Annotated in this window: 10 protein-coding genes; 4 read left to right on the top strand and 6 right to left on the bottom strand. The window is 62.7% G+C overall.

Annotated features, from left to right (window positions below; genetic code table 11):
- The first annotated feature begins 195 nt into the window (after positions 1–195).
- Complete coding sequence (locus tag CHB96_RS16980) at positions 196–477, top strand: hypothetical protein (RefSeq protein ID WP_089248270.1); 282 nt, start codon at positions 196–198, stop codon at positions 475–477.
- A 1,022-nt stretch (positions 478–1,499) separates the two neighbouring features.
- Here CHB96_RS16980 and CHB96_RS16975 read toward each other — a convergent pair.
- From CHB96_RS16975 to CHB96_RS16950, 6 genes are read right to left on the bottom strand one after another with little or no spacing between them, the layout of a single operon-like run.
- Positions 1,500–2,096 carry a hypothetical protein gene (locus CHB96_RS16975; protein WP_089248268.1) on the bottom strand — a complete coding sequence of 199 codons (597 nt, stop codon included), beginning with the start codon at positions 2,094–2,096 and terminating at the stop codon, positions 1,500–1,502.
- A gap of 12 nt (positions 2,097–2,108) precedes the next feature.
- Positions 2,109–3,086, bottom strand: a complete 978-nt coding sequence (locus CHB96_RS16970) for a DUF7064 domain-containing protein (protein ID WP_089248266.1) — start codon at positions 3,084–3,086, stop codon at positions 2,109–2,111.
- A gap of 18 nt (positions 3,087–3,104) precedes the next feature.
- Positions 3,105–4,184, bottom strand: coding sequence for an alcohol dehydrogenase catalytic domain-containing protein (locus CHB96_RS16965; protein WP_089248264.1), 1,080 nt, complete (start codon positions 4,182–4,184; stop codon positions 3,105–3,107).
- A gap of 13 nt (positions 4,185–4,197) precedes the next feature.
- The gene (locus CHB96_RS16960) at positions 4,198–5,631 is read right to left on the bottom strand and encodes an aldehyde dehydrogenase (RefSeq protein ID WP_089248359.1); all 1,434 of its coding nucleotides are present in this window, start codon (positions 5,629–5,631) and stop codon (positions 4,198–4,200) included.
- 19 nt (positions 5,632–5,650) lie between these two features.
- Entirely contained in the window at positions 5,651–6,880 is a 1,230-nt protein-coding gene (locus tag CHB96_RS16955; RefSeq protein WP_089248262.1) for an NAD(P)/FAD-dependent oxidoreductase, read from the bottom strand.
- Entirely contained in the window at positions 6,877–8,475 is a 1,599-nt protein-coding gene (locus CHB96_RS16950; RefSeq protein WP_089248260.1) for a pyruvate, phosphate dikinase, read from the bottom strand. The genes CHB96_RS16955 and CHB96_RS16950 overlap by 4 nt, the downstream gene beginning before the upstream one ends.
- A 210-nt stretch (positions 8,476–8,685) precedes the next feature.
- Here CHB96_RS16950 and CHB96_RS16945 point away from each other — a divergent pair, with 210 nt between their 5' ends.
- Genes CHB96_RS16945 through CHB96_RS16935 form a run of 3 tightly spaced genes read left to right on the top strand, consistent with a single transcriptional unit; the run spans position 8,686 to position 12,760 of the window.
- Complete coding sequence (locus CHB96_RS16945; RefSeq protein ID WP_089248258.1) at positions 8,686–10,020, top strand: hypothetical protein; 1,335 nt, start codon at positions 8,686–8,688, stop codon at positions 10,018–10,020.
- Positions 10,017–11,021, top strand: a complete 1,005-nt coding sequence (locus CHB96_RS16940; protein WP_089248256.1) for a DUF7064 domain-containing protein — start codon at positions 10,017–10,019, stop codon at positions 11,019–11,021. The genes CHB96_RS16945 and CHB96_RS16940 overlap by 4 nt, the downstream gene beginning before the upstream one ends.
- Positions 11,018–12,760, top strand: a complete 1,743-nt coding sequence (locus tag CHB96_RS16935) for a PEP-utilizing enzyme (RefSeq protein ID WP_089248254.1) — start codon at positions 11,018–11,020, stop codon at positions 12,758–12,760. The genes CHB96_RS16940 and CHB96_RS16935 overlap by 4 nt, the downstream gene beginning before the upstream one ends.

Here is a 12,760-nt window from a genome sequence, read left to right as displayed (position 1 = left end):
TTCACTGCTCGCTCACGTTGCTCGGGCGGGTAACGCTTCGACATGTGCTTCATCCTTCACAAAGGACGAAGCGGCATCAAACCCGAGACGGTTCACAATGATCTTGAAGAGCTACTGAGGCTCTACGAGGATGCCTAGAGCGCTCTGGAACACGGTCGGTTCAAGGACACGTCACTGCCCGCCAGCCTCGATCGCATGCAGAACACGCTAAAGCCGCTGGCGGTGCGACTGTCTGACAACAAATCGCGAAGCAAGGTGTCTCGGGTGGGCTCTTGGGCTTTTATCATCCGGACTGAATGGTTCCACGCTGCACTCCACAACAAGCACCCCGAGCGGCGAACGGACAAGGAAGCGATAGCAGGCGAGAATAAATTGCTTGATCTATTGAAAGATGAAATTCCGATGGTCAAAGAAATTATCAGAATCCTCAATGACAAGGATCGTGACGGCAGCGACAGGGGATACGTCGGCCACTAACACGCCGTTCCCGCTCGTCACGTTCAGAATCGACGCCGCTACGACGCGATTGACCAATGGGAATTCTGTGGCGAAGGACTGCAGCACATCCTCGATGGTATAACGTGTGGCGTTATTGACGCAACGCGTTATGTGGATGGTTGCTGCGTCTGCCGTTGCGACGTCGCTGACGCCTTGGTGTCACACGTGATCGTCGGGTATGGGCTCGGCGACAGCGGGGATCCAGATTCGGAGACGTATTGGGTTGAAAGTGTGTGGACTTCGTTGGACCGGTTTGTACGATCCTGAGGGCCGGAAGAGTGCGGTGTCTGTTGTGGACTGGTCGCGCTTGATTCTGGTCAAGTGGCACAGCGGGTTTCGGTTCGAGTTCGGCAGTTTGCCGGAGGTTAGCCGTTGGACGTGTGTACGGGGGCGGACGGTCACGGTGTGTACTGAACCCGCTCTCACGCCGAACCCGAGTGGTGGTGCGGCGGCTGAGTGTTGGTGGGGGAGTCAAGTGCGCGCGTTTTCGTAGTTTCTGGGTGTCACGAGGTTGTCACAACTCGGTGCGATCGGGTACGGATCTGTGTGTACCTCGCTGGACGCTCGTGCCTGCTCAGGCCTGGTTTCGTGGTTCCAGCTGGACCCACGGGAACCCCTTGCATGTAGCTGGGGGTCAAGTGGTCGCAGGTTCAAATCCTGTCAGCCCGACATATAAGAGCAGGTCAGCGGCGGTCTCGGAAAGTTCCGAGGCCGCTTTTTTCGTCTGCGTGCCGCGAGCGTGTCATTACTCGTTTCCCGCTGGGTCGGAATCCGGGGAATCGTCGGGTCCATGTGGACTCATCGAATGTTCGAAATCAGCGCCGGACGGGCGAATGGACCTGAGCGGATGAAGCCACTTGATTCGGTGGTCCCGAATCAAGTGGCTGGTGCCAGTCCGCTGTATGCTTGGGGGTGGCTGGCGAGACCTCGTCGATGTATGGCGGCCGGCGTGGGTTCCCCTATGAGATGACGGGGTTCACCCAGAATGAGTGACCCCCGTGTTACTCGTCGTGGTCGGACCTCACTCGACCGAGACTGAGGATCAAATCCTCGTGCAGTTCCATCCATACGTCGTGGTACGAACCCGACATCGGCCTCGCGAGGGCGGACGTGTCCCCACCGCGAAATGCGGTCAGCGCATTCTCGAATCGCGGTTGATAGAACTTCATCCGCGGTGCGGCGGACGCGGCGGTCGACAGTACGTCACCGATGACTCGGTGAAGTTCGAGCAGATCCGCCTCGACGACGGTGATGTCGCCTTCGGCCTCCGTCTGCCACTTCGTCGTCACTGCCTTGAACGCGCGATTGGGGGCGAGGAATGCCTCGTAGGCCTCCGATAGACCTTCACGTTCCTCGGTCGTGACGTGTTCGGCCAACAGATGCTCATGACGGGTTCTGCCGTCGGGGGTCAGCGTGTATCCCTGAACGCGACCGCCGGTGCGTGACTTGGCAAGTCCGCGAGCGACGGCGTCGTCGAGCACGAGCCGAACCGAATCGGTCGAGGATCCGATACCTTCGGCGACCCCCTCCGGCTGTGCCATCCCTCGGATTCGCACGGCATGCAAGGTCTCGAATTCTTCTCTGGTGGTGTACGTCATCGCTCGTTCCTTTTAGTCGTGATCCAGGGTGAGTTCGGTTCTCTCACCGACGCCTACGCCGTCCGTGCGGTGGTGTGCGATGTATTCGGGCGACCATGCGCATTCGAGGTACCCAACGCCGTCGACTCCGTCCACCGTGGTGTGCATGGCGGCTTCGTGAATCCACAACCTTGGGCTCACCGGCCACTGCAGATCGCCGCCCTGCCTGCATGTGACCTCGGTCGTGCGCCCTTCGTCGTCGTGGATCGTCGCCGAGATGCCGGTATGGACGAATCGTTCGTCGAACGTGATGTCCGCGTCCATGTCGAGAATCGTCGCGATGACGCCGTCCTTCTGGACGTAGCCGTGCAATGTCGTCTTGCCGAAGTACTGAAGTTCCATCGCGTGGATCGCGGTCCCGGCCTCGGTAAGAATGTTCCACCACTTCCAGTGTGTTGCACCGCCCCAATCGCGCATTCCCCATGAGTGGTCGCGGTGCGCAAGGCCGTCGATCTCGTGCCGCACACCGTCGACGGTGATGCTGCCGACGACGTGGCCGCCTTGCTCGGTGCGGTCCCAGGCAAGCCACTGGGGACAACCGTTTCGATTGACACCGAAGCCGAACGACGGGTTTTCTCCCACCCAGTCGTAGTCGAAGGACACTCGCTTGCCCTCGAATCCGATCGACGACTTCATCATGTCGTCGGACAGTGACAGCCTCGCGGGTCCCACTCTCCAGTCGTCGAAACTCATCTCGTCGGGTACACCGATGTGGTCGTGGACTTCGAACACGGTCTCGCCGACGCCTTCACCGAAGACGATGGCAGCGGAACCCGCACGGCCCTTGCCGTTCTCACCGAGTGCGTGAACCCAGGTGTAGAAGATGACGCCCATCTTCAGCTGCGGTAGCGGCAGCAGATATGCAAGCGACTCGCGTACGTCGGGGTGCGCAGAGCCGTCGAAAAAGATGTGTCGACGCTCGTAGCCGTGGTCGAGTAGTCGAATTCCCATGTGTGTCCTTTCGTTCGTTCAGCGTCGGGGAGTGAGAACCACGCGAAGTGCGGCGCCGCTCTGTTGTGCGTCCACTACTTCGTTGATGGAATTGAGGTCTTTCGTGTCATCGATGAGTTCCTCGATCGGGAGTCGGCCGGTGCGCCAGAGCCCGACGAGCATCGACAGGTCACGGTGCATGCTGATCCCGCCGTGGAAGCTGCCGGTGATGCGTTTGTCGTCGTGGAAGAGCTCGTAGGCGTCGATCTCGACGACCTGGTCGGGCCGACCGGCGCCGACAACCGTGACGGTGCCGCCGCGGCGAACTGCTTTCCATGCGGCCTGCACTGTCGGCGGTTGCCCGACGGCGTCGATGACGACATCGAGATTCGCCAGCTGATCGAGGTCTGTCGGGTCCATCGATTCGGTAGCGCCGACGCGGCCTGCGCGTGCGCGTCTCGATTCCATTGGATCGACGGCGATCACCCGTGCAGCTCCGGCGACGACTGCGCCCATGATCGCGTTGAGTCCCACTGCGCCGCAGCCGATCACCGCGACGTTGTCACCCGGTTGCACTCGTGCACTGCGCAGTGCCGATCCGACGCCGGTCGGCACTGCGCATCCCATCATGGCGGCGACCGGGAAGGGCACGTCGTCGTCGATGCGCACGACAGCGTTGGCCGGGACCACTGTCTCCTCGGCGAACGTCGACGTCGCCATCCCTTGGTGAATTGTCGTGCCGTCGACACTCAAAGGGGAAGGACGCGGTGAACCCTTGCCCGCGCGCGCATCCGCCGATGATCGTCGGTTGGCGCAGAGGTAGTCGTCACCGCGACGGCAGGGAACGCACCGACCGCACGGCGGAACCCACACCAGCACCACGTGATCGCCCAGCGCGACAGATTGGACGCCGTCGCCGATGCCGACGACGACTCCTGCCCCTTCGTGCCCGAGGACCACGGGTGTGGGCTGACCGAACTTGGTCGTCAACGACAGATCCGAGGCGCACACCCCACAGCTGTGCAAAGCGACCTTCACTTCACCCGGGCCGGGCGCAGAGATCTCGATCTCCTGAACTTCGAAGGGCTTTCCCGGCCCCCACATGACTGCTGCTCTCATCGTCTTCTTTCGGTCAGGACGGGTAGTGGACAGAGGTGTACTGCAGGTAGGCGGCAAGCCCTTCGGGGCCGAACTCGGTGCCGATTCCGCTGTCCTTGTGACCTCCGAACGGTGCCGCTGCGTTCGACCCGTAATGGTTGATACCGACGTTGCCCGTCTCGAGTCGTTCGGCTACCGCACTCGCCCGTTCGATGTCAGCGCCGAAGACCGTGGCCGCGAGCCCGTACGGGGAATCATTGGCGATGGCCACCGCCTCGTCGAGGTCGGTGTACGGGATGACGACGAGAACCGGTCCGAAGATCTCCTCGGCGGCGATCGTCATGTCGGGCGTCACGTCCTTGAACACCGTCGGCTCCACGTAGTAGCCGCGATCGAAGCGCGACGACACGCTTCCTCCGGTCACCGCTTTTGCTCCCTGAGCGTGGCCGATGTCGAGATACCCTGCGACACGGTCACGTTGGCGTGCCGAGACGAGCGGTCCGAAGAACGTACTCGGGTCGAACGGATCACCCATCGGTGCCGCTGCGACGACGTCCGCGGCGAGTCCGGCCAGTTCGTCGTGCCTCGATGCAGGCACGAGCAGTCGAGTGCAGGCCTTGCATGTCTGACCCGTGTTGCGCATCGCGACCTTCAGCACGTTTGCGGCCAAGACGCCCGTATCGACGTCGTCCAAGACGAGAGCGGGTGATTTCCCGCCCAGTTCGAGGGTGACCGGCCGGAGTCGGTATCCACATGCCTGGCCGATCGAGCGCCCCACCGAAGTCGAGCCGGTGAACGAAATCTTGTCGACGCCGGGGTGCTCGACGAGTGCATTTCCTGCGCGGGTGCCGCCGGTGACGAGATTGACGACACCATCCGGGAAACCCGCTGCAGCAACGGCATTCATGAGCAGACGCGTCGCCATCGGGGTTTCGGGCGCAGGCTTGATCACCACCGTGCAACCGGCGAGCAGAGCCGGTCCGAGCTTGATGATGACCAGGCCCAACGGAAAGTTCCACGGGGTGATCAATCCAGCGACTCCTACGGGAACACGGCGAACACGTGATCGTCCTGCGGCCAACGGATTCGGTCGAATATCGTCGGAAGCCAGTAGGTTCGCGAGACCGGCGGTCAATCGCAGATGCGCCGCGCCGTGCGCGGGCGCGGATCCGCTCTCAGCGATCGGAGTTCCGTTCTCGGTGGTGATAAGACGGGTGAATTCGGCACTGCGACATTCGATTTCGTCGGCCAGGCGCACGATTGCAGCTGCCCTGTCCGACGGCGAGGTGGACCTCCAGGACGGCAACGCCGACCGCGCGGCGGCGACGGCGTCGTCGATGTCGCGACCGTCGCCGTCGGGCACCCGCGCCCAGATCTCCTCGGTCGCAGGGTTCACGATGTCGGTGTACGACGACGAGTGCGAACGTTTCCAGCGGCCGCCGACGAACACGTCGTCATGGATCTGCATCGAATCGCTCCTCGAATGATCAGGCATGCGACACCGACTTGTTGCGCTTGCGGGCAATCTCGAGGGCCGACTCCCAATCGGCGCCCCGTGCGATGCGGGTGCGGTACTTCATGATGTCGCCGCGGCGATCGAGGGTCAGCACTCCGACGAGCCGATCGTCTTCGCGGTACAGAGCGACGAACTCGTCGCCGTCGAAAGCGCCACTGACAACTGTGGGTTCGCCGATCGGAAGGCCTGCGAACTGGATGCGACGTCCGTACCAGTCGGACCAGAAGTACGGCACGTGCTGGTATGCGGTCGCTTCGAGCGGATCGAGCAGGTTGGTCATCGCGTGTACGGCTTGTTCGCCTGCGTTCGTCCAGTGTTCGAGTCGCATGTGTCGTCCGAACAGCGGATTGTTCCAACGGGCGACATCTCCTGCAGCCCATACGTCGTCACCTGCATACATGTTCTCGTTGCACACGACGCCGTTGTCCAGCGTGAGTCCGCTGCCCCGCAGCCAGTCGGTAGCGGGGTCCGCGCCGATCCCGACGACCACGAGATCGGCGGGTATCTCGGACCCGTCGTCGAGCGCGACGGCTTCGACACGCGAGTTTCCCAGCAGCGCTGTGACACCGACTCCGCAGTGGAGTTCGGTTCCGTGGCGGGCATGCAGACCCGCCAATGCCGCGCCTGCTGTCGTTCCGACTGCGCGTACCAACGGTGTCGCGGCTGCTTCGACGACAACGGCAGGGCGGCCGCGTCGGGCTGCTGCCGATGCCACTTCGGCGCCGATGAATCCGCCGCCGATCACGACGACGCGTGCACCGGCGTCGAGTCCGGCTCGGATCGCACCTGCGTCGTCGAGAGTGCGCAGGACGTGCACGCCGGCGAGTCGATCGGAACCCGGCAGGACGCGTGCACGTACACCTGTTGCGATCAGTGCTGCGTCGTACAGGATTTCGAATCCGTCCGATGTTCGGATCAGGTGATTCGAGGCGTCCATACCGGTAGCTCGAGTGCCCAGGGCGAGATCGATGTTCGGATCGTCGACGAGGGTGTCCACCTCGGGTAGGTGATGCGCGGTTGTCGGTGGGCCCTCCTGAAGGAACTCCTTCGACAGGGGCGGCCTGTCGTAGGGGAGGTGCGGTTCCTCTCCGATCAGCGTGATCCGGCCCTTGAAGCCGGAGTCGCGCGCGGTCTCGACAGCGCGTAACCCCGCAAGAGATGCGCCGACGATCACTACGTGCGCAGGCGATTCGGTATTCATGCGGGCGAGACCTCGTGCTCGAGTGCCCACTTCTCGATGCGAAGGAGATGAGGGAGCTCGTCGGCAACGAGGTCGTCGACCGAGTCGGTGTGCGCGACCTCTCCGCGCCATACTGCACCGGATGCGCCGTCGATGGTGACGACGTCACCTGCTCGAACGATCATGCCGTCGGTGGAACGGATTTCGTCGCCGACGATCGTCAGGGTGTCGGCTCCTACGACGGCAGGAACTCCCCATCCTCGTGCGACGACGGCCGCGTGGCTGACCAATCCGCCCTTCGTCGTGAGGATTCCGACCGAGGCGGCCATTCCTGCCACGTCCTCGGGGCTTGTGCACGTGCGGACCAATACGACGTCGTCGTCGGCGCAGATCGCATCCTCGGCGCTGAGGACCACGCGGCCGGTGACACGACCGGGCGACGCCCCGAGGCCGGTTGCGAGTAGATCGTCGTCGTGCCCGGATGTGCCGGAGCGAGAGGCGATCTCGGTGCGTGCTTTGGCTCGCAGCGTCGGAGAGACCCTGGCGAGGGCCTCGTCGACAGTCAATGCGACGTCCGGGTCCGAGGTGAGATCGACAGCGATACGGACGGCGGCGACTGCGCCGCGCTTACCGATTCGGGTCTGGAGCAGCCAGAGTTTGCCCTCCTCCACAGTGAACTCCACATCGCAGATGTCCCGGTAGTGCACCTCGAGCTTCCTGAGTGCAGCGGTCAGAGCTGCGTACGCCTCGGGCTGGTATTCGGCCATCGACGCGATCGGCATGGTCCGGGCGCTACCTGCGACGACGTCCTCACCCTGTGCTTTCGGGAGATAGTCGCCGTAGGGTCGTGCTTCGCCTGTCGCCGGGTTGCGGGTGAACACGACGCCGGTGCCCGACGACGGTCCTCGGTTTCCGAACACCATCGCCTGAACGTTGCATCCGGTACCGAGATCACCGTCGATCGACTCGTGTGCCCGGTACGCGCGCGCTCGGTCGGAACCCCACGACAGGAAGACCGCCTCGATCGCTTCGCGCAGTTGCTGCACGGGGTCATGGGGAACGGGCCTGCCCGCGAGAGCCTCGACGGCGGACTTCAGCGATACAACGGCGGCACGGAGCCCGGGCGCGTCCGCAGGCAGGTCGTTCCGCGGAAGCGCGTCGGCGTCGACGCCCATGACCGTGGTCGCATACATCGTCACGAACCGTCGGTAGCTGTCCCATGCGAACCATTCGTCGCCACTGCGTCGCGCGAGTCCTTCTACGGTGTCGTCGTTCAGGCCGAGGTTGAGAACGGTGTCGAGCATGCCTGGCATCGACACCGGAGCGCCGCTGCGAACCGCCACGAGCAGTGGATCTTCTGCGTCACCGAGCTGTCGGCCCATCAGATCGCCGAGACGACGCACATGTCGGTCGAGCTCGTCGTCGAGATTCGTCGGCCAGCCGGTTGCGAGGTACTCCCGGCACACCGGCAGCGAAATCGTGAAGCCGGGTGGAACACTGAAGCCCAGCGCAGCAGTCATCTCAGCGAGACCTGCACCCTTGCCGCCGAGCAGTTCACCGAGCTCACGCGCCGGAACCGCGTGGTCGTGATCGAACGAGTAGACACCTGGCGCCACTGTCGCCTCCGCATTCTTATGGTCAGACCGATGATTGAGCTGTCCACAAGGTAGCGGCCGCGGAGGGTCTCTGACAGCCGAAATCGTGATCGCTGACACAGTTCCCTCTTTCGGGGGATGGGCAGAAGGCGGGCCTCGGAGCAGTGTGTTCCAGGTAACGATTCCGCCTCCGTCGAGAGGCACTGCCGACGTCGAGAAAGCAGACGATCCATGACCGAGATGACAGATTTCGCAGCATTCGTAGAGAAATTCATGGCGGAAGTACCTGGTGGGATTCCAGGAGACACCGAGATGCGCCGACGCGATCCGCACCCGTTCGTCGACACCACGGCGGCCGATGTGGAACCAGACAGACTGGACGACGACCAGATCGACAGCTGGTTCGGATACATGGCCTGGAACCTGTGGGAACTGATGGCGTCTCGATCCACCGAAGGCGAGTCGGGGCTGATTCCGCGCCAGGAGTACGAGACGTTGTCGTTCGTGCAGCAGTGGGACGTCTATCCCGAGGCGATGCGCGCCGTCACCGAGCGAATCGGCATCGACGGCCTGGTCGAGATCGGCGGGGTGTCGAAGCGAGAAGTGGGCACGAAAGTCAATCACCTCCGCAACTATGCGAGCGCCCTGATGGCCATTCTCGGGCGCGGAATCGGTGTCACCCTCGACCTCGTCGACCCGGTTGCATCGAGGCACGACGTCGAGACGTGTATTCAATTCGGTCGGCGCCTCTGGCACGGCACGTGGGGCGATGGACCCGGCCTCGCGTCGGGGCGCGGATTCGAACTTCCTCACCTCGACCGCGACGTGCTCGACCCACTCGTCGCAGCGGCTGTGTCGGTGGAAGATCCGGAGCACCGCAGTGTCTTTCGACGATTCAATGCCACCACCGAGCTGTTCGGATTCATGTTGCATTACGACAATCGCCTCGGTATGGGCGACACGGGACCCTACCGGTTGCCGGGAGGCGGATTCGCGCTCGTCCGAGACCACTTCCTGCACGAATCGGCCTATCCGTGGGCGACGGTCGCGGAGGGAATGCCCTATGCGGTGACCGAGGTGATGGTTTTCCGAGACGAAGGAATCGAGGTCAAGATCAACGACATCGGAACGACGTTCACGACGCCGTCGACGTACCTCGACAGTCTCGACCGGGTAGTCGTATTCGCCAGGGACACCATGGACACTCCTATGTCGCAGCTTCGTGTCCTGGGCGACGAAGAGATGCGTCGGATATCGGTTGCCGCCGAGAAAGGCGTGCTCGATCTGTACCGCTCGTTCGCGAAGAAGTCCGCGGACGAGAAGATCTGGGACGGAATCACGGTGTACTCGCACGACTTCTTCCGCCCGATCGCGCAGCACGTCGACATGTGGGACGAGATCCGACAGATGGGATTCGATGCTCCCACCGAACTCACCAAGAAGGCCTGGCCGACTCTCACCGGCGGACGTGCAGCGGAGATTCTTGCGCCGGTCTTCATCACCGGTGGTGGATTCCCCTCGGTCCGAACGACAGTGGACAGCACTGTGATCGGGGCAGGCTCGTGAACTTCACTCTGACGGATCGCGACGACCGCAGGCACGTACTGAAATCCACTGCGTTGGAACGTGAGAGCCTGATTTTCATTCTGTTTCTTCCGGACCAGGACATCGGCGTCATCGCCTATACCTGGGTGGACGGACAGCATCGGGCGGGTTCGATGGGGCTCGTCTTCGGGAAGGACAACGAGCGAATACTTCAGTTCCACACCGAGGGCGTGGAAATGTCTCCCGAGGCGGACTTCGACGACTGGACGGTGGGGCCGCTCACCGTGCGGCACGGCGAGGCACACAAGGACGCCCACGTCACGTTCGATCACGACGGTGTGGCACTGGACTACCGATTCGAGGCGACAACGCCGCCTTTCACCTACCACGACAACGCCGACGGATGCCCGAGTTGGTTGGCGGACAACCGATTGGAACAGAGTGGCCTCGTTCGAGGCTCGATCCGAATCGGCGACAGAACCGTCGACTTCGACACGACGGGCCACCGCGACCACTCGTGGGGACGCCGTGACTGGACGGCGATCCACCAGTACCGATGGGTCAACATCCAATCCGGGTCCGACATCGCGATCAACTTTCTCGAAGGTTCTGCCCTCGACAAGCATTACCAGCTCGGCTACGTCGACCGTGATGGTGTGCAGTCTCCGGTGGCATCGATCGACGTCGATATCGAGCGGGACGTCGAGCACTTCTCGTACACGGCGGCACGTTTCGTCCTCGTGGACGAGCTCGGCCGAACGACCGAAGTGAGCGCCGACGCCCGGTCCGCGCTCGCCGTGTGGCCGGCGGGCGGATTGCAGTCCCACGACGCAGGCGGACCGTGCAACGTCGCGGGAGTTCCCGGGCTCATGCACATCGAGGAAGGATGGCATCCCGAATTCGTCGAACGTCGAAAAGCGATGATGGAAGAGAACTTCGACACAGAGCACGCTCGGGCCGTGCTGTCGGTCAACCGAGATGTCGGCTCGATCTCACACCACATAGAAGGAGACCAAGGATGACGACTGTGGACAGTTCGACGACATTCGGAACCATCGGACGCGGTATCGCGGTGTTCGAGGACACCGAACTCGTCGAAGGCACGACGGTGTGGCTCGACACCCCAGATGCAGTGATGGACTTCGTCGAACGCGACGACGTCGAGAATTGCATCGTCATTGCTCGAGGCGGCACCACGACCTTTCTGACGCCTGCATTGGTGGCAGGACCGCGCGGAGTTCTCACGCTGCAGGGTGCGCCCACCAGCCATCTGGGAATCGTGTCGAGAGAGTACGGAATTCCGTGCATCATGTCGGTGGCATTCAGCGTCGGTGAGACCAATGCGCGCGGCGAAGTCGTTCCTGCCGACGGGACCGTGGTCAGGCTGGATATCACCGGTGCACCGGTCGGAAGAGTATTGGCACAGAACGCACGTGGCGCTGAGGAGGTGCCGCATGCCGCCGACGACGAACCCGATGCTGTTCTCGTCCCCGTCGATACCAGGGGCGTGCCGGGCGGCACCGCCGGTCACGAGATCATGCTGGGCAAGATGTCCACCGGTGTCCTGAACCTCACCGACGAGTCGCTGATCAGAGAGCTGACGAACGAAGAGGCGAACGATCTTCTCGATTACTACGGTTGGAATCTCTGGGATATTCTCGCTGCCCGAATCAGCGAGGGGGAATCCGGGTTGATCCCTCGTCAGGAATACGAGGTGATGGGCACGTATCTGCAGTGGCAGCATCACCCTCGATTCCACCGAATGATCACCGACGCGGTCGGGGTCGACGGTCTCCGCGAGATCGGCGGACGGATCAGGAACGAAGTGGGTACCAAACTCAATCCGCTGCACATCTGGGCGGCAGGCGTTCCGTCGGCGTTGGGACGGTCGATCGCACTGGATCTCGGACACGAGAAGCCGGGTGATCGAACCGAGGATCTGAAGGGCGCGATGCAATTCACGCGCAGGCTGTACCGAGGGATGTGGAACGATCAGGGTCCGATGTTCCTCTCCGGCAGGGGATATCACGCACCGCTGCTCGGATCCGAGTGGGTCGATCGGTTCATCGCGGATCGAACGCCGTTGGCGAAGGATCCGCAGGCGCGCAAAGACTTTCAGCGTTTCAACGGCAGTACCCAGCTGGCATCGTTCCTACTGCATTTCGACTGCCGGAACGGGGTTGCCGACACGGGCCCCTATCCGTTGCCCGGCGGCGGATGGGCGCTCGTGCGCGACCACGTCCTCAACGACCCGGGATATCCATGGGCCGACGCGGTCCGTGACCTTCCGTGGTCGGTCACGCTGGTTCTGTTCTTCGAAGGTGAGCAGCAGATTTCGAGCAGCGTCGTCGACATCGGCACGATGTTCACCACTCCATCCAACTATCTCAAACACCTGACCGGCTATGCCGTGTACGTGCGCGAGCGTTCGGACTCACCGGTCAGCGAGATCAGGCTTCTGCGCGAGGACGAGTTGGCGCCGCTGGCTGCCAAGGCGGAAAAGGGCGCGGCGCAGCTCTATCCGCGTATTGCGGCGATGTCGGATCGCGAGAAGATCCTCGCCGGCAGTTACGTCTACTACACCGACTTCGTCGGCACTGTGGGTAAGGCTGCGGGGATCTGGGACGACATGCTCGCAGCAGGCTTCTACGATTTCCAGGACAGCGTCGATCGCGGCTACGGCCCCATCGTCGAAGAAGGCAGGGCGATGGAGATGCTGGGACGCTTCTGGTCGGCTGCCGAAGGGATGGATCACGTGTGA

Origin of the sequence: Rhodococcoides kyotonense (assembly GCF_900188125.1) — a bacterium.
GTDB classification, from domain to species: domain Bacteria; phylum Actinomycetota; class Actinomycetes; order Mycobacteriales; family Mycobacteriaceae; genus Rhodococcoides; species Rhodococcoides kyotonense.
Note: the sequence above shows the minus strand (reverse complement) of the source record. Positions and strands in the feature narration are given on the sequence as shown.